This is a genomic window from Candidatus Sulfotelmatobacter sp., from assembly GCA_035504415.1.
In the GTDB taxonomy this organism is placed as follows: Bacteria; Vulcanimicrobiota; Vulcanimicrobiia; order Vulcanimicrobiales; family Vulcanimicrobiaceae; genus Vulcanimicrobium.
This window is the reverse complement of sequence record DATJRY010000012.1, coordinates 84,537-100,011: the sequence shown is the minus strand read 5'-3', so window position 1 is coordinate 100,011 and position 15,475 is coordinate 84,537. Positions and strand designations below refer to the sequence as shown.

The window sequence follows — 15,475 nt, the reverse complement described above, 5'->3', positions numbered from 1 at the left end:
GGCGACGCATGGACGGCCGCACGCTGGCCCGCCTCGGCCGCGAGACGTACGCGAAGTGGAGCGCCGACGACGGCTGGCTCTATGCGGCGGCGATGGCCGCGTTCGGCGCGTTGGCACTGGCGCCGCTGTTGCTGATCACGTTGCGCATCGCCGAGGCGTTGGGGACGGAACGGGTGGTCCTGCACGGCTTGGCGCTGGTGATCGATCCGATCGTCGGCCACGGCGGCGTGCGCGCGCTCGACCTCGACATCAGCAGCCACGGCATGGCGCAACGCGTCGTGCCGACGGTCGTCGCGGCGGTGATCGCGCTGTTCGGCGGAACGCGCCTGTTCTACGCGGTGCAGCGCGCGCTGCACGCGATGTGGGAAACACCCCTGCGCCGCAGCCCGTCGCTGCCGGCGACGATCGTGGCGTTCATCGCCGCCGGCGCGCTCTCGGTGGTCGTCATCGGCGGCCTGACAGTGCTGGTGTTCGGCAGCGCGGCCGCGGCCGCCGCCGTGCACGCGATCGGCGCGCACGGCGAGCTGGCCGCGCTCGGCGTGCGCGCGGCGATCGTCGTCATCGGCGCGCTGATCCTCTTCCCGATCGTCGCCGCGCTCTTCCGCTGGCTGCCGGGCACCTCACTGACCTGGGGTGACGTTGCCATCGGCGCCGCGGCGACGACGATCGGCTTCTCGCTGGCCCAGTTCGCGATCGGCGAGTACCTGCACCGCGTCAACCTGCCGTGGACCTACGGCAGCGCCGCCTCCGTGATCCTGATCCTGCTGTGGCTGTACTACTCGTCGTACCTGTTCTTGCTCGGTGCCGAGTTCACGTACGTCTACGCCCGCGAATACGGCTCGCAACGCCGCAACGGCCGCGCGCGCTAGGGGGTCGCGGACTCGAGCTGACGGCCCAACGCGTAGTGGACGAGGCGATCGACCAGCGCTTCGTACGAAACGCCGATCTGCGCGGCTTCGTCGGGGACGAGGCTGGTCGGCGTCATCCCCGGCAGCGCGTTGATCTCCAGGATCGTCGGACGGCCTTCTTTGGTGACGATGAAATCCGTGCGCGAGATGTCGCGCAAGCCCAGCAGACGGTGGACGGTGAGCGCGAGGTTCTGCAACCGCGCGGTCAAGTCGTGGTCGATCGGCGCGGGGACCAGATGGCGCGAACCGCCGGGCTTGTACTTCGCGTCGTAGCTGTAGAACTCGTCCGTCGAGACGATCTCGACGACCGGCAGCGCCTCCTCGCCCAGGACGCCGCACGAGAACTCGCGGCCGGCGACGTATTCCTCGGCGATGACCTCGGGCATCCGCTCCGCCGCATCGACCATCGCCTTCGACCACGCTTCGTGCGTGCGCACGATCGAGACGCCGGCGCTCGAGCCGCTCGATCGCGGCTTCACGACCAGCGGCAAGTTCAGCGAACCGGGCAGCAGCGGCAGCGTTCCGCCGGTGAGATCGAACACGTCCCAGGCCGGCGTCGGCAGCCCTTCGGCCGCCAACAGCTTCTTGGTCAGGTGCTTGTCCATCGCCAGCGCGCACGCACACAGGCCGCTGCCCGTGTACGGGATGCGCAGCCAATCGAGGATGCCTTGGATCTGGCCGTCCTCGCCGCCGGTGCCGTGCAGCGCGTTGAAGACGACGTCGGGCTCGATCTCGCGGATCGCGTCGACGAAGCGCGCGTCGAAGTCGAGCGAACGCGCGTCGTAGCCGAGCGACGCCAGCGCGCGCATCACGCCGGTCCCGGATTGGATCGAGACGTCGCGCTCCGCGCTGGGACCGCCCATGACGACAGCGACTCGCAGTGGCATCAGTTGGCCGTGAACTCTCCGACGAGGTGGACTTCGAGGTGGAGGGCGACGCCGAACCGTTCGTCGACGGCCCGGCGGACCCGGGCCAGCAGCGTGGCGACGTCGCATGCCGACGCGCCGCCGGTGTTGACGATGAAGTTGGCGTGCAAGGGGGACACTTCGGCCCCGCCTTCGCGCCAGCCCTTGGCCCCGACTGCTTCGATCAGCCGGCCGGCGTGATCGCCGGGCGGGTTGCGGAAGCACGAGCCCGAGTTGGGGATCGCGACCGGCTGGGTCGCCTTGCGGCGGACGAGCCGGGACTGCAGCCGCTCCCGCACCGCCGCCGGGTCGCCGCGCTCGAAGCGCAGCGTGGCTCGGGCGACGATCGCGTCGAGCGGAATCGAGGTCTCGCGGTACTTCCAGCCGACCGGAATCGCGTGCGGCTGCGGCTGCGCCGGCGTCTGCACCACGACCTCGCGGGCGAACTCGCCGATCTCGCGGTCGGTCCCGGCGTTCATCCGGATCGCGCCGCCGACGCTGGCCGGGATCCCCGCCAGGCCGTCGACGCCGACGCCGCCGAGGCCGGCGACCTGGGCGCACAGCGCCGGGAGCGAGGCGCTTCCGCCGGCGGCGACCGTGACGCCGTCGCCGTCGGCGCGAACGTCGAGCGCGGCGAAGGCGCCACCGAGCCGCAGCACGACCCCGCGAATCCCGCCGTCACCGATCAGCAGATTCGACCCTGCGCCGAGCACGAACATCGGCAGCCGGCGCCGCCGCACGTGCGCGAGCACGACCGCCAGCTCGTCGCTGGTCTCGACGTCGAGCAGCGCGTCGGCGGGACCCCCGATCTTCCACCACGTGTAGTCGGCCAGCGACGCGTCGAACCGCGCGCGCTCACCGAACGTCGCGCGCAACGCGTCGCGATCGGCCTCGTCGAGCAGCGGGACCGTCTTCACCGCGCGAACGCGGCGTCGACCCGCTCGCCCAACCGGTGCGCGACCGCGGAGATCGAACCGGCGCCGAGCATCAGCACGAGCGCACCGTCGGGCGCCTCGCGGGGAATCGCGTCCAGCAGCGCGTCGACCTCGTCGACGTACGCGACCGGCGTGCCGCCCGCCGCCAGCGGTTCGCCGATCGAGCGCGCGCTCACGCCGGCGATCGGCGCTTCGGAGGCGGCGTAGATGGGCGCCAGCACGACGCGGTCGGCGGTCGCGAGCGCCGCCGCGAAATCGTCCTTGAGGTAGGTCGTGCGGCTGTAGCGATGCGGTTGAAAGGCGACGATGATCGGTTTGTTGTGCGCGAAGCGGCGCGCCGCCGCGATCGTCTCGCGAATCGCCGTCGGATGGTGCGCGTAGTCGTCGACGACGGTCAGCGCGCCGCGGCCGACGATCTCGAAGCGCCGCTGCACGCCGTGGAAACCGGCCAGCGCGCGCGCGACCGCGTCGAACGGGATCCCGGCCGCACGCGCCGCGCCCATCGCCGCCAGCGCGTTCTGGACGTTGATCTCGCCGGGCACGAGCAGCTCCAGCTCGCCCAGCGGCGCGCCCAGCTCGCAGACGGTGAAGCGCGAGCCCAGGTCGACGTACCGCACGTCGGTGACCGTCAAATCGGCCTCGGCGCGCGTGGCGAACGTCGTCACCGGCGCGCGCGCCTGTTTGCCGACCACGACGCTGCCGCGGTTGTCGTTGCCGACCAGCACGCGGCCGTGCGCGGGCACTTTGTTGGCGAACAGCACGAATTGCTCGAGCAGCTTGGGCAGCTCGGCGTCCGAGGCGATGTGATCGTTCTCGACGTTGGTGACGATCGCGATGGTCGGGCTCAGGTGCAGGAACGAGCCGTCGGACTCGTCGCTCTCGGTGACGAACCATTGTCCGGCGCCGGCGCGCGCGTTGTCGCCGGTGTCGACGCGAATCCCGCCGACCACGACGGTCGGGTCGTAGCCGGCCTGCTCGAAGATCGACGCCAGCATCGCGGTCGTCGTCGTCTTGCCGTGCGTGCCGCCGACGGCGACGAGCTTCTGTCCTTGCGCCAGCTCGGCCAGCATCGCACCGCGGGTCACGATCCGCAGCCGGCGGTCGACGGCGGCGACGAACTCGGGATTGTCGCGCGCGATCGCCGACGAGACGACGACCGTCGGCGCGTCGCCGAGGTTCTCTTCGCGATGGCCGATGGCGATCTGCACGCCTTCGCTTTCGAGCGCTTCGATCAGCGGCGTGCGACGAACGTCGGAACCGCTCACGTGCGCGCCGCGCGCGCGCAACAGCCGCGCGATCGCGCTCATTCCGATCCCGCCGACGCCGACGAGATGGTACGCGGCTTCCTTCACGACTCGGCCTCGTTCGCGGCGGCCGTGCCGGCCACCCGCGCGGGAATCGCTCGCTCGATGCGGGCCACGATCGCATCGGCCGCGTTGCGCGGTGCCAGCGAGCGCGCGGCCGTCCGCATGGTGCGCAGCCGGTCGGTCTCGAGGATGTCCCGCAGCGCCCACCACAGCCGGTCGCCGTCGAGCTCGGCGTCGGGGATGACGATCGCCGCGCCCTGTTCGGCGAACAGCGCGGCGTTGTGCGCCTGGTGCCCGTCGGCGGCGTGCGGATACGGGATCAAGATCGCCGGCGTCCCGGTCACGGCCAGCTCCGCCAGCGTCGAGGCGCCCGAACGGGTGATCGCGACGTCGGCGGCGGCATACGCATCGGCGGGATCGGCCAGATAGGGCACGAGCACGACCCGGTTGCCCGGCGCCGGTTCACGCTCTTCGGCCTGCATGTATTCGTAGTCGCGTTCGCCGCTGACGTGCAGCACCTGCCAGCGATCGCCCAGGGTGCGCCTCGTCACCAGCGCCGCGACCGCCTCGTTGATCGAGCGCGCGCCTAGGCTGCCGCCCATCACGACGATCGTCGTGCCGTCGGGATCGAGTCCGAGCCGGTCGCGCGCGCTGGGCGCGTCCTTGACCTGCTGCAGCGACGCGCGCACCGGCGCGCCGGTCTGGATCGCCTTGCGTCCGAACCACGCCTCCGAGGCGGCGTAGGTGGTCCACACCTCGTCGACCAGCGGCGCCAACAGCCGGTTGGTCAAGCCGGGCGTGACGTTGATCTCGAGCAGCGCGATCCCGCAGCGCAGCACGCGCAGCGTGCGCAGGATGCGCGCCGCGACGACGACCGGAAAGCAGACGAAGCCGCCGGTGGCGACCACCATCAGCGGCCGGAAGCGCGCCAGCGCACCGAGCGCGACGACGATCCCGGCGACGTTGAGCGCGAGCGTGCGCAGCATCCCCAGCGAGAAGCGGCGCTGCAGCGGCGCGCTCGGGACGAAGGTGATCGGCATCGCCGTCACCAGCTGCGCCTCGATGCGGTCGCGGTTGCCGAAGAAGTGCGCCTGGTACGCGTCGGGCCGGTACTGCGCGCGCAGCACGTCGTCGATCGCCAGCGCCGGATAGACATGCCCGCCCGTGCCGCCGCCGGCGAATGCGACCCGCAGCGCCGGCCCGACGCGTCCCATCGTCAGCGGGTGCGGTACCGGCCGACGTTCGCGATCAAGCCGACGGCGATCAGCGAGACGATCAGCGAGGTGCCGCCGAAGGAGATGAACGGGAGCGGGACGCCGGTGACCGGCCACGACGACGTCACCACGCCGATGTTGATGAAGGCCTGGAGGACGATCAGGAACGTGCAGCCCATCGCCAGCAGCATCCCGAAACGATCGGGCGCGCGCAGCGCGAGAACGGTCGCGCGGACCGCGAAGACGACGAACAGGGCCAGCACGACGATCGCGCCGAGCATTCCCAGCTCCTCGCCGAGCACGGCGAAGATGAAGTCGGTGTGCGCTTCGGGGAGATAGAAGTACTTTTGGCGCGAGTGCCCGAGCCCCAAGCCGAAGATCCCGCCGCTGCCCAGCGCCAGCAGCGACTGCACGATGTGGAAGCCGGTGTTCTGCGCGTCCTTCCACGGGTCGAGAAACGCGAACACGCGCGCGCGCTTGTAGGCCGACGAGCCGACGGCGAGAATCGCCGGCGGAATCATCACGAACGCCGCCAACAGCAGGTGCTCGATCCGCGCACCGGCCGTGAACAGCATCGCGAAGGCGGTGAAGATCAGCAGCGAGGCCGTCCCCATGTCGGGCTCGGCGAGGATCGGGACGCCCAGCAGCAGCACCGCGACCAGCAGCGCCGGGACGACGCCCTTCGAGAGCGAGCGCACGTTCTCGCCCAACGACGAGAGCTTGGCGGCCAGGAACAGCACCAGCGCCAGCTTCGCCAGCTCCGAGGGCTGGAAGGAAAGCGCGCGCAAGCCGAGCCAGCGGCGCGCGCCGCCCGAGGCGAAGCCGACGTGCGGGATCAGCGTGAGCACCAGCAGCACGCAGGTCGCCATGACCAGGCCCGGCGCGATCCCCTTGAGCTTCCGGTAGTCGACGCGGTACGCCGCGTACGCCAGCGCGAGCCCGACGATCAGATAGACGAACTGGCGCTTGAGGTAATAGGCGGTGTCGTGATAGATCGCGTACGCCGTCGCGCTCGAGGCGCTGAACACCATGACCAAACCCAGCGCGACCAGGAACGCGACCGAGCCGAGCAGCAGCGCGTCGGCCGGGTGCGTCGCACGCGGCAGCACCTGCTCGCGCGGCGCCCGCGCGCGGCGCGCGGGCGCGCCGGCCGCGATGCTCCTAACGTGCACGGGCGACCGGGTCGGTGCCGCGCACGGCGTCGGCGAACGCGTCGCCGCGGTGCTCGGCCGAACGGAACATGTCGAACGAGGCGCAGCCCGGCGAGAGCAGCACGACGTCGCCCGAGTCGGCCAGCGCGCGCGCACGTTCGACCGCTTCGTCCATCGAGTCGGCACGCTCGATCTGCGCGCGCTTGACGACCGCGGCGATCGTGTCCGCGGCCTCGCCGATCAGCACGACGGCCTTGGCGCGCGAGCTGATGACCTTGCCCATCTCGGCGAAGTCGGTGCCCTTCGCCTTGCCGCCGGCGATCAGCACGATCGGCTTCTCGAACGAGCGCAGCGCCGCGATGACCGCGCCGGGATTGGTCGCCTTCGAGTCGTCGACGAACTGCACGCCGTTGATCTCGGCGACCGGCTCGAGCCGATGGCCGAGCGGACGGAACGCGCGCACGCCCTCGCGGATCGCCGCGACGTCGATCCCGGCCGCCAGCGCCACCAGGATCGCGCCCATCACGTTCTCGACGTTGTGGCGGCCGAACAGCGGGATCTCGCTGACCGGCATGATGTCGACCGGCCGCGGGTCGCCGGTCGGCGGGGCGTAGACGATCGTCTTGCCGCCGCGCAGGTAGAGCGCGGTGTTGCGGTGCGGCTCGCCGGCGAACCACAGTTGGCGCGCTTTGATGCGGTTGTTGTCCTCGCCGGGCGCCTGCGTGACGAGCGGGTCGTCGAGGTTGCCGACGAACCAGTCCTGCGGTCCTTGGTTGGCGAAGATGCGGAACTTCGCTTCGGCGTACTCGTCCATCGAGTGGTAGCGGTCGAGATGATCCGGCGTGATGTTGGTGATCAGCGAGATGCGCGGTTTGAACGAGCGGATCGACTCGAGCTGGAACGAGCTGACCTCGGCGACGACCCAATCTCCGGGCGCGGCGAAGGCCGTTTCGCGGATCAGCGCGTTGCCGATGTTGCCGCCGACGTGCGCGGTCTTGCCGCCCGCCGTCAGCAGCGCGCCGATCAGCGCGGTCGTGGTCGTCTTGCCTTTGGTCCCGGTGACGGCGATCAGCGGCGCCTTGCCGATGCGGTACGCCACCTCGACCTCGCTGAACACCGGCACGCCGGCGGCCTGCACCCGGCGCACCAGCGCGCCGTTGAGCGGGATGCCCGGCGAGAGGACGGCGACGGTCGTCTTCGGCAGCACCTCGGCCAGCTGCTCGGGCGCGACGAACGGGACGTGCGCCGCGTCGAGCTCCGCCAGCGCTTCGCCCAACCGCTCGGGCGGCGCTTCGTCGGTGGCGACGATCGAGCCGACGCGGCCGCGCAGCACCTCGACGCTCGCCCGCCCGCTGCGACCGAGGCCGATGACCAGGACGTGATCGGTGCGGTCGAAGTGACCGCTGGTTCCCATAGCGTTCATGCGGTGCGCGCGATCAGGGCGAAGCCCAGCAGCGAGAGGACGAGCGAAGCCAGCCAGAACGAGGTCGTCACGCGCGTCTCCGGCCAGCCGCCCTCTTCGAAGTGGTGGTGCAGCGGGCTCTTGCGGAAGACGCGGCGGCGCGTCGTCTTGTACGATGCGACTTGCACGATGACGCTCAAGGTTTCGGCTGCGAAGACGCCGCCGATGACGAGCAGCAACAAGTGTGCGCCGCACAGAATCGCACCGCCGGCGAGCGCGCCGCCGAGGGCCAGCGAACCGGTGTCGCCCATGAAAACGCGCGCCGGGTGACGGTTGTAGAGCAAGAAGCCGAGCACCGCGCCGAGCGTGGCCAGATCGAACGCGGCGACGTCGCCGATCTGCAGGCGCCAGGCCAAGACCGCCAGCACGATCAGCGGCGGCACGATCGTGCCGCTGGCCAGCCCGTCGAGCCCGTCGGTCAGGTTGACGGCGTGGGTGGTCGCCAGCACGACGCACACCGAGAGCACGTACCACAGCCAGACCGGCACGACGCCGATACCCAACAGTACCGGCGGCTGCGGTCCGGCGACGGCGAGGAAGACGACCGCGGCCAGCGCGGTTAGCGCGAACTTCGGCAGCGCGCGCAAGCCGCGGTTTTTCTGCTTGCGGATCGACGCGACGTCGTCGACGGCGCCGATCGCCATGCAGGCGACGACCAGCACGGTGAGCGCCAACACGCGCCGGTCGGGCGCGAACAGCAGCGCCGCCAGCGGCGCGGCCAGGAACAGGACGCCGCCCATCGTCGGCGTGCCGGCCTTCGCGCGGTGCGTTTGCGGCGCCAGCTCGTAGACCGTCTGTCCGAACGCAAGCCCGCGCAGCCGGGCGATCAGCGTCGGCGCGACCAGCGCGACGACGATCAGCGCGACCAGGAACGCTTCGAGCAGCCGGATCATGCGCGCACCAGCGGATGCGGGCCCGCGCCGCGCCAGGTCAGCACGACCAGCGGCGTCTGCTCGTCGCCGTTGCCGTGCGGGTTGCCGAGCAGCGCGCGCTCGACGCGCTCGCGCTCGAGGGCGGGCGAAGCGCCCAGCGTCTTGGCGCGACGCAGGTCGTTGGCGTCGACGATCGCGATGTGGACGCCCAGCGCCTCGGCCACGGCGCAGGCCACGCGGTCGGGCTCGGCCGGCCCGAGCACGATCGCGCGCTCGTAGGGCGGCAGCGTGCCGGTGTAGCCGTCGATGGTGGCGATCTCCTCGCCGAGGATCTCGTAGAACGCGCCGCGTTTGCCGCGCAGCACGCCCAGCACGTGCGCGATCCCGGCCCAGATGACTTTGGCGACGCCGGCCTGATCGATGACCAGCTGCAGCGACTCGGGCTGGTTGACGGTCGCGAGCGCGCCGGCGTGGCGGCAGAGCGTGCGCGCCAGCCACGAAGGCCGGATGTACTCGGCCGGGATGAAGCGCGACTGCGCGATCGCGACGGCGGTCTCGGCGACGGCGACGACGTCGCCGGGACGCGCGATCCCCTGGATCGCCTCGCCGATCAGCGCGACGAGATCGTCGCCCGGAACGATCAGCCGCGTGCGCACCGGAATCGCGACCAGCCCGTCGGGGACGCCGGCCTCGCGAATCGCAACCGGAATCACGCAAACACCTCGGCACCCAGGCCGCGGGCGATCTCCTCCATCTTGTACATGCGCGAGCCCTTGAGCAGGACCGCGTCGCCGGCGCGCACGTTGGCGCGCAGCCAGCGCGTCGCCTCGTCGTTGTCGGCGTAGCGCACGACGGTCCCGCCTTCGGCTTCGACGCCGCGCGCGACGTCGTCGCGGAATCGCCCGCCGGCCAACACGAGATCGAGCCGCGCCGCCAGCGCGCCGATGCGTTCGTGCATCGCCGGCGCGTCGTCGCCCAGCTCGGCCATCGAGCCGAGCACCGCGATGCGGCGCCGTGCCGGCTGCCGGCCGAAGGTCGCCAGCGTGGCCAGCGTCCCCGACAGCGAGGCGTTGTACGCGTCGAACACCAAGGTGATCGCGCCCGGCAGCTCGACCACCTCGTAGCGCCCGTGCGGCAGGGCCAACTGCGCGACGGCCGTCGCCAGCGCGGCCGGCTGCGCGCCGCACAGCACCGCGGCGGCGAACGCGCCGGCCAGGTTGCGGCGGTTGTGGTCGCCGGGGAAGCCGATCCGGATGCGGTGCGTCTCGGTCGTGCCGTCCGCGGCGACGCACCACACGGCCTCGGTCTCGACGACGATCGCGCGTTGGCCTCGCGGCGGCCGTTCGCCGTCGATGCCGTACCACAGCGGCGGCGCCGCCAGCGTGTCGGCGCGGGCGCGCGACGCCTCGTCGCCCAGGTTGAGGACCGCGTGCCGCGCGCCGGCCGGCAGCGCCCACTTCGTCTCGGCGATCCGTTCGCGCGTCCCCATGATCTCCAGGTGCGCTTCGCCGACGTTGGTGAGCACGCCGACGTCGGGGCGCGCCGCCGCGACCAAGACGTCGAGGTCGCGATACTTGCGCGCGCCCATCTCGACGACCGCGACGCGGAGATCTCCGGCCTCCAGGCCGCACAGGAACTTGGCGACGCCGACCTCGTTGTTCTCGTTCTCGGGCGTCGCCGCCGCGTCGACGCCCGCGCCGCGCAACAGGCCGAGCAAGAACTGCTTGGTGGTCGTCTTGCCGGTGCTGCCGGTGATCGCGACGACCGGCCCGCGCAGTGCCGTGCGCGCCAAGCCGGCGAGATCGAGATAGGCTTGCAGCGTGTCGGCGACGACCAGCGCCGGCCGGCCGACGGGCACCACGGCGGCGTCGTCGACGATCGCGCAGACCGCGCCGCCTCGGAACGCCTGCGCGACGTACTGATGACCGTCGAAGCGCTCGCCGCGCAAGGCGAGGAACGTGCTGCCCAACGAGAGCGCGCGCGTATCGGTTTCCACCAGCAGCGTGGGTGGCAACGCATCGGGCACGAGCGCCTGCGCGTTGGTCGCCTCGATGGCCGCCGCCGTATCGAGCAGCATCAGGCTCGCAGGCCCTGCGCGCGTGCGTCGAAGGCCATGCGCACTTCGTCGCGGTCGTCGAACGGGCGCGACTTCGTGCCGACGATCTGGTACGTCTCGTGGCCCTTGCCGGCGATGACGACGGTGTCGCCGGGGCGCGCGTCGCCGATCGCGCGGCGAATCGCCGCGCGGCGGTCGAGCTCGATCTCGGCCTCGATCCCGCGCGCGATCGCCTGCGCGATTGCCAGCGGGTCTTCGGTGCGCGGGTTGTCCGACGTCACGATGACGCGGTCGGCCAGCTGGGCCGCGATCTCGCCCATCTCGGCGCGTTTGCCCGGGTCGCGGTCACCGCCGCAGCCGAACACGACGATCAGCTGCCGCCGAGTCGTCTCGCGCGCGGCGCGCAGCACGTTCTCGAGCGCGTCGGGCGTGTGCGCGTAGTCGACGATCGCGTCGATGCCGAAGGCGCCGATCCGCTCCATCCGCCCCGGGACGGCGCGTGTCGCGGCCAGGCCGCGCGCGATGGTCGCCCGGTCGATCCCCAGCGCGACGCCGATCCCGAACGCCGCCAGCGCGTTGCGCACGTTGAAGCGGCCGGGCAGCGCGATCGAGACGGCGGCGCCGTCGATCAAGAAGCTCGAGCCGTCGCCTTCGAGCTGCAGCTCGGTCGCGTGCAGCGTGGCGTTGCGGTCGTCGACCGCGTAGGTGAGCGCGTCGGGCAGCGCGGCCGCGAACGTGCGGCCGGTCTCGTCGTCGAGGTTGAGCACCGCTTTGGGGGCGAGATCGAACAGGTGACGCTTGGCGGCGATGTAGCGTTCCATGGTGCCGTGGAAGTCGAGGTGGTCGCGGGTGATGTTGGTCAGCGCCGCGACCACGAAGCGCACGTCGTCGACGCGGTCGAGCGCCAGCGCGTGCGAGGAGACCTCCATCGCGACCGCGCGCGCGCCCGCGTCGCGCTGCGCGGCGAGGAGCGCGTGCAGCTCGATCGCCAGCGGCGTCGTGTTCGTCAGCGGCCAGCTGCGCTCGCCGAACGAGCCGCCCAGCGTCCCGACCAAACCGCACGGGATGCCGGCCGCCTCGAGCACGTCGCGCACGAGGTGCGTGGTCGTCGTCTTGCCGTTGGTGCCGGTGACGCCGACGATCGTGAGCGCTCGCGAGGGATGATCGTAGAACGCGTCGGCCAGCTGCGAGGCCGCGCGCCGCGTGTCCGGTACGACAATGGTCGGCACGTCGGTTTCGACCTCGCGCTCGACGACCAGCGCGGCCGCGCCGCGCCGCACCGCATCGCCGACGTACGCATGGCCGTCGCTGCGTTGACCGCGCAGTGCCACGAACAACGTTCCGGGCCGAACGGCGCGCGAATCGCTCGCGAGCGCGTCCACCGCCGACGGGAGCGTCCCGACGACGCGTGCCTCCTCGAGGGAAGCGACGAGTCCGGCCATCTCTCGCATCAGCGCTTCGCTTTCGACGCCGCCGCGTGGCGGACCAAGCGAGGAGGCGCGGCCGGCATGATCCCGGCATGGAACATCGCGTCGCGCGCCAGTTGCGCGAACACCGGCGCGGCGACGGTGCCGCCGTAGTACGCGCCGCGCGGCCGGTCGATTTTGACCAGGATGACGTAGCGCGGCGACTCGGCCGGGATCATGCCGATGAACGACGCGACGTAGGCGCCCGGCTCGTACACGCCGTGTTCCTCGATCTGCGCGGTTCCGGTCTTGCCGGCCGTCGTCCAGCCAGGCACGCGAGCGGTCGGATTGCCGGTGCCGCGCACGACGACCGCGCGCAGAAAACCGCGCAGGATCGCCGCGGTGTGTTCGCTGATGACGCGCCGCTCGATCTCCGGACCGTACGTATAGATGGTATCGCCCTTCGCGTTCTCGAACGCGTGCACGATGCGCGGCCGCAGCAGCAGCCCGCCGTTCGCGATCGCGCAGTACGCGCGGATCAGCGCCAGCGGCTCGACCGAGATCCCCTGGCCGAACGCGATCGTCGCCAGCGACGAACCGCTCCAATCGGCCAGCGGCGGCACGATGCCGGGGTTCTCGCCGGGCAGCTCGACCTGCGTCGGGTCGCCGAAGCCGAAGCGCGCGATCTCGTCGGCCATTGCGTGCGCGCCGATCTTGAGCGCGATCTCGGCCGCGCCGACGTTGTGCGAGTACGCGATGACGTCTTCCATCGACTCGTTCGACGACGTACCCGCCAAGAAGCCGTCCTCGGCGTTGTGAATGGTATGGCCGCCGACCGTGATCTGGTCGTGCGTGGGGAAGCGCGACGCGGTGGTGACCTTCCCGCTCTCGAGCGCCGCGGCGGCCGTGATCAGCTTGAACGTCGAGCCCGGCTCGTAGGCGTCGCTGATCGCCCGGTCGCGCCACGTGTCCGACGAGGACCGGGCGAAGTGGGAGGGGTCGAAGTCGGGGACGTTCGCCATCGCCAGGAGCTCGCCGGTCCACGGGTCCATGACGACGACGGAGCCGCTGGCGGCGTGCCACTGCTTGACGTCGGCGGCCAGCAGCCGTTCCGCTTCGTATTGAAGGTAGGGATCGAGCGTGGTGACGACCGTCGTCCCCGGGACGGCGCGCTCGATGACCTGCGTCTCGCCGAACGGGATGGCGTGGCCGAACTCGTCGGCTTCGATCCGCTCGCGTCCGGGCGTCCCGCGCAAGACTTTGTCGAGCGAGTACTCCAGGCCGTCCAAGCCGTTCTCGTCGGTGCCGGTGAACCCGATGACGGTCGAGGCGAGGCGGCCGGCGGCGACGAACCGGATCCCCGTCTCTTCGGGCTCCGTCGCGATGCCGGTCAGCCCCAGCGCGCGCACCTGCTCGGCGACCTCGTGCGGCACCTTGCGCGCCAGCCAGCGAAATTGCCCGTCACCCTGCAGGTCCGCTTCGACCGCGGCGACCGGACGATGCAGCAACGGCGCCAGCGCGACCGCGCTCTCGTGCTTGTTCGTGACGGCGTCGGGGACGGCGTAGATCGATTCGGACGGCAGCGAGCGCACCAGCACGCCGCCGTCGCGGTCGAGGATCGCACCGCGCCGGGCGAACGTCTCGTGCGTCTCGTCGTGCTGCGCGAGCGCCTTGCGCGCCAGCGCCGGCCCTTCGCGGATCTGCACGTCGGCGAGCCGCGCGACCAGGCCGAGCGCGAGCAGCAGCACGATCGCCAGCGACACCTTCGCGCGCACGGGGGCGACGCGCGCAAACGCACGCGCCGCCATCAGTGACCGCTAATCCACCCGAAGAACGCGAGCCCCGACGGGGAGGGCTGCACCTTCGGCTCGGGGAGGCGCACGACCGCGTAGACGTGCGGATCGTGCAGGTGCAGTTTGGCGGCCATTGCCGCCAGCCGGTCGGGCGACTCGAGCCGCGCGATGCGGTCGTCGAGCCGCTGCGTCTCGTCGGCCAGCGCGCTGCGGTCGTGCTCGACGCGCGCCAGCGAAAAGCTCAGCGAGGTGACGTTCGCGCACAGCGCGACGTAGCCCATCAACGGAAGCAGGACGGCGACGGCCAGCCCGACGACGGCGAGGGCCGGCGCGTGGAAACGGCGCCGTTTGCGCCGCGTGCGCCGCTGAGTCGCCTCGCGAATGCGCTCGGAACGCCGCGGGCCTTCCTCGAGGATGCGTTGCGGGGCGATCATGCCGCCACCTCGACGCGCTCGGCGACGCGCAGCTTGGCGCTGCGCGCGCGCGGGTTGATCGCCAGCTCCTCGTCGCCGGCGACGATCGGCTTGCGCGCGACGGGCCGCACGCGCGGGTCCTCGCGGAAGGTGTGCTTCACGATGCGGTCCTCGAGCGAGTGAAAGCTGATCGCCGCGATGCGCCCGCCGATCGCGACCAGGTCGAAGGCGGCGTCGAGCCCGGCGCGCAGCGCGCCCAGCTCGTCGTTGACGGCGATGCGCAGCGCCTGGAAGGTGCGCGTCGCGGGATGGATGCGGCCCGAGCGCGGCACGACCCGCGCCACCACGGTCGCCAAGTCGACGGTGTCGCGCACGGGCGTGCCGGCGTCGCGCAACGCGACGATCGAGCGCGCGATGCGGCGCGAGGCGCGCTCCTCGCCGTACTGATAGATCGCGTCGGCGATCTCGCGCTCGTCGTGCGCGTCGAGCCACTCGGCGGCGCTGAGCCCGGTCGTCGGATCGAGCCGCATGTCGAGCGGTGCCGCGGTGCGGAACGAGAAGCCGCGCTCGCCCTCATCGAGCTGCATCGAGCTCACTCCCAAATCGAACAGCACCCCGTCGAGCGTGCTGATCCCGAGCGCCGACAGCCGTTCGCGCAGCTCGCGAAAGTTCGCGTGCAGCAGGGTGAAGCGGGGGTCGTCCGGGACGCGCTCCGCGGCACTCGGATCGAGGTCGAACGCCACCAGCCGGCCCGACGGCCCGAGCGCAGCCAGGATCAACGCCGAATGGCCGCCGGCGCCGAAAGTCGCATCGACGTACGTCCCATCGGGCCGAATCGCCAGCGCGTCGATCGTCTCGCGCGGCATGACGGGCAGATGCGCGGGCTGCATGTCTAACGGCGCTCCGCCCACGGCTGCGCGCCCCCCACGCGCTTCGCGCGCGGGTCCCCCCGACGAGGCGCGGCAGAACGAAAGGGAACGGGGCGCGGTCCCCCGTGGGCCGCGCCGCGAACACAACCTCGCCTGGCACGATGGCGATCGCTCCGCGATCGAT

Annotated in this window: 14 protein-coding genes; 1 reads left to right on the top strand and 13 read right to left on the bottom strand. The window is 71.6% G+C overall.

The window, feature by feature from the left end; genetic code table 11:
- The first annotated feature begins 8 nt into the window (after positions 1 to 8).
- The gene (locus VMD91_10190; GenBank protein HTW84426.1) at positions 9 to 869 is read left to right on the top strand and encodes a YhjD/YihY/BrkB family envelope integrity protein; all 861 of its coding nucleotides are present in this window, start codon (positions 9 to 11) and stop codon (positions 867 to 869) included.
- Here VMD91_10190 and VMD91_10185 read toward each other — a convergent pair.
- The 13 genes from VMD91_10185 to rsmH are packed head-to-tail and all read right to left on the bottom strand — an operon-like array spanning position 866 to position 15,312.
- Positions 866 to 1,795: a D-alanine--D-alanine ligase gene (locus VMD91_10185; protein ID HTW84425.1), complete on the bottom strand. Its 930-nt coding sequence runs from the start codon at positions 1,793 to 1,795 to the stop codon at positions 866 to 868. The genes VMD91_10190 and VMD91_10185 overlap by 4 nt on opposite strands.
- On the bottom strand, positions 1,795 to 2,730 hold the full coding sequence (murB, locus tag VMD91_10180) for a UDP-N-acetylmuramate dehydrogenase (GenBank protein HTW84424.1): 936 nt from the start codon (positions 2,728 to 2,730) through the stop codon (positions 1,795 to 1,797). Before murB ends, VMD91_10185 begins: the two co-directional genes overlap by 1 nt.
- Positions 2,727 to 4,100: a UDP-N-acetylmuramate--L-alanine ligase gene (murC, locus tag VMD91_10175; protein HTW84423.1), complete on the bottom strand. Its 1,374-nt coding sequence runs from the start codon at positions 4,098 to 4,100 to the stop codon at positions 2,727 to 2,729. Before murC ends, murB begins: the two co-directional genes overlap by 4 nt.
- Complete coding sequence (locus tag VMD91_10170; GenBank protein ID HTW84422.1) at positions 4,097 to 5,269, bottom strand: UDP-N-acetylglucosamine--N-acetylmuramyl-(pentapeptide) pyrophosphoryl-undecaprenol N-acetylglucosamine transferase; 1,173 nt, start codon at positions 5,267 to 5,269, stop codon at positions 4,097 to 4,099. Before VMD91_10170 ends, murC begins: the two co-directional genes overlap by 4 nt.
- 2 nt (positions 5,270 to 5,271) lie before the next feature.
- Positions 5,272 to 6,441: a putative lipid II flippase FtsW gene (gene ftsW, locus VMD91_10165; GenBank protein ID HTW84421.1), complete on the bottom strand. Its 1,170-nt coding sequence runs from the start codon at positions 6,439 to 6,441 to the stop codon at positions 5,272 to 5,274.
- Complete coding sequence (murD, locus tag VMD91_10160) at positions 6,431 to 7,843, bottom strand: UDP-N-acetylmuramoyl-L-alanine--D-glutamate ligase (protein HTW84420.1); 1,413 nt, start codon at positions 7,841 to 7,843, stop codon at positions 6,431 to 6,433. The genes ftsW and murD overlap by 11 nt, the downstream gene beginning before the upstream one ends.
- A complete protein-coding gene (gene mraY / locus VMD91_10155) occupies positions 7,840 to 8,775 on the bottom strand; it encodes a phospho-N-acetylmuramoyl-pentapeptide-transferase (GenBank protein HTW84419.1) in 936 nt (311 codons plus the stop codon). The genes murD and mraY overlap by 4 nt, the downstream gene beginning before the upstream one ends.
- The gene (locus VMD91_10150; GenBank protein HTW84418.1) at positions 8,772 to 9,467 is read right to left on the bottom strand and encodes a coenzyme F420-0:L-glutamate ligase; all 696 of its coding nucleotides are present in this window, start codon (positions 9,465 to 9,467) and stop codon (positions 8,772 to 8,774) included. Before VMD91_10150 ends, mraY begins: the two co-directional genes overlap by 4 nt.
- On the bottom strand, positions 9,464 to 10,831 hold the full coding sequence (murF, locus tag VMD91_10145; GenBank protein HTW84417.1) for a UDP-N-acetylmuramoyl-tripeptide--D-alanyl-D-alanine ligase: 1,368 nt from the start codon (positions 10,829 to 10,831) through the stop codon (positions 9,464 to 9,466). The genes VMD91_10150 and murF overlap by 4 nt, the downstream gene beginning before the upstream one ends.
- Positions 10,831 to 12,261 (bottom strand): UDP-N-acetylmuramoyl-L-alanyl-D-glutamate--2,6-diaminopimelate ligase, encoded by a 1,431-nt coding sequence (locus VMD91_10140; GenBank protein ID HTW84416.1) that lies wholly within the window; start codon positions 12,259 to 12,261, stop codon positions 10,831 to 10,833. The genes murF and VMD91_10140 overlap by 1 nt, the downstream gene beginning before the upstream one ends.
- Positions 12,261 to 14,024, bottom strand: coding sequence for a penicillin-binding protein 2 (locus tag VMD91_10135; protein ID HTW84415.1), 1,764 nt, complete (start codon positions 14,022 to 14,024; stop codon positions 12,261 to 12,263). The genes VMD91_10140 and VMD91_10135 overlap by 1 nt, the downstream gene beginning before the upstream one ends.
- The gene (locus tag VMD91_10130) at positions 14,024 to 14,443 is read right to left on the bottom strand and encodes a hypothetical protein (protein HTW84414.1); all 420 of its coding nucleotides are present in this window, start codon (positions 14,441 to 14,443) and stop codon (positions 14,024 to 14,026) included. The genes VMD91_10135 and VMD91_10130 overlap by 1 nt, the downstream gene beginning before the upstream one ends.
- A complete protein-coding gene (rsmH, locus tag VMD91_10125; protein HTW84413.1) occupies positions 14,440 to 15,312 on the bottom strand; it encodes a 16S rRNA (cytosine(1402)-N(4))-methyltransferase RsmH in 873 nt (290 codons plus the stop codon). Before rsmH ends, VMD91_10130 begins: the two co-directional genes overlap by 4 nt.
- Positions 15,313 to 15,475: the final 163 nt, after the last annotated feature.